At 72.7% G+C, this 1,279-nt stretch carries 1 protein-coding gene; it reads right to left on the minus strand.

What is annotated here, in order from left to right; all coding sequences use genetic code 11:
• Positions 1-194 precede the first annotated feature (194 nt).
• On the minus strand, positions 195-1,016 hold the full coding sequence (locus tag JHN63_RS51140; RefSeq protein WP_200691952.1) for an AfsR/SARP family transcriptional regulator: 822 nt from the start codon (positions 1,014-1,016) through the stop codon (positions 195-197).
• Positions 1,017-1,279 lie beyond the last annotated feature (263 nt).

Genomic DNA, 1,279 nt, shown 5'->3' on the forward strand with positions numbered 1-1,279 from the left:
CGCAGTCCCGCAGTCCCGCAGTCCGTCCGCCGTAGTCGCCGCGGTCCGTCCGCCGTAGCCGCCTGTCCGCGGGCGGGCCGGCCCGCGTGCGCCGAGGGCGGGGAACCGGCACCCGAACTCCACTCCCACACCCACGCCCCCCCGGGGGGGGCTGCACCGGCACCAGCACTGGACCCGGTGGCCCGGCGGGAGCCCTAGGCGGCGTAGCGGTCGAAGGTGGAGCCGCGGCGCGGGCCGGCCATCACGTCGAGTTCCGGGTCGACGGCGAGCATGGCCTGGTGCAGGCGCTGGAGCTGCGGGGTGGGTTCCACGCCGAGTTCTTCTATCAGCCGTCTGCGTAACCGTCGGTAGACGTCGAGGGCGGAGGCCTGCCGGCCGGAGCGGTACAGGGCCAGCATCGCCTGCGCGTGCAGGCCCTCGTGCTGGGGGTGGCGGGCGACGAGGTCGGTGAGTTCGGCGATGAGTTCGGCGTGCCGGCCCAGCCGCAGGTCCGCGTCGATGCGCCGCTCGACGGTCACCAGCCGTGACTCCTCCAGCCGCAGCACCTCGATCTCCAGCACCGGGCCCAGCCGTACGTCCACCAGGGCCGCTCCCTGCCACAGGGCCAGGGCCTGGCGGAAGCAGCGGGCGGCGCGGTCGTCCTCGCCCTGCTCGAAGGCCTCCTGGCCCTCGGTGATGAGGCGTTCGTAGGTGTGCACGTCCACGGACTGGGGCGGGACCTGGAGGAGGTAGCCGCCGTGCCGGGTGGCGAGCACGTTCTTCGCGCCGCCGGGGGCGCCGGGTCCCATGGCCGTGCCCAGGCTGCGGCGCAGCTGCATGATGTAGGTCTGCAGGGTCGTGACCGCGCTCTGCGGCAGTTCCGTCCCCCAGATCTCCTCCATCAGCGTCGACACCGGCACGACGCGGCCCGGGTACAGCGCGAGCAGGGCGAGCACCTGCCGGGGTTTTCCGGCGGTCGGGACGATCGAGTCCCCGTTCACGGCGGCACACAGCGGACCCAGAACCTGAATCTCCATGGTTTCCTCCGTTCGTCGTGGGGCACTCCCGATGGCGGAAATGCGTCGGTGAATCTGCACGCTAGCCGCCCCCGCACCGGAGGCGCGGGTTCCTTCAGCGGCCTTCGAGCGGTCCTCAACGCCCCTGCGGCGGGCAGCCCCGAAGGACCGCTCCGCCGGAGCGGAACCCAGGGAAACCTGCCGGAGCAAATACACCGGCATGGCCGAAATCCCCTCCATGGAAAGCCGGTTGAGGGCGCCCGCTCCCCCGCATGCGCCAGCCC

Source organism: Streptomyces sp. MBT65, from assembly GCF_016612545.1.
Lineage (GTDB): Bacteria > Actinomycetota > Actinomycetes > Streptomycetales > Streptomycetaceae > Streptomyces.

Bases quoted from the DNA above. Each gene is read 5' to 3' on its own strand.
- JHN63_RS51140 (WP_200691952.1), bottom strand. From the start codon at position 1,016: ATGGAGATTCAGGTTCTGGGTCCGCTGTGTGCCGCCGTGAACGGGGAC.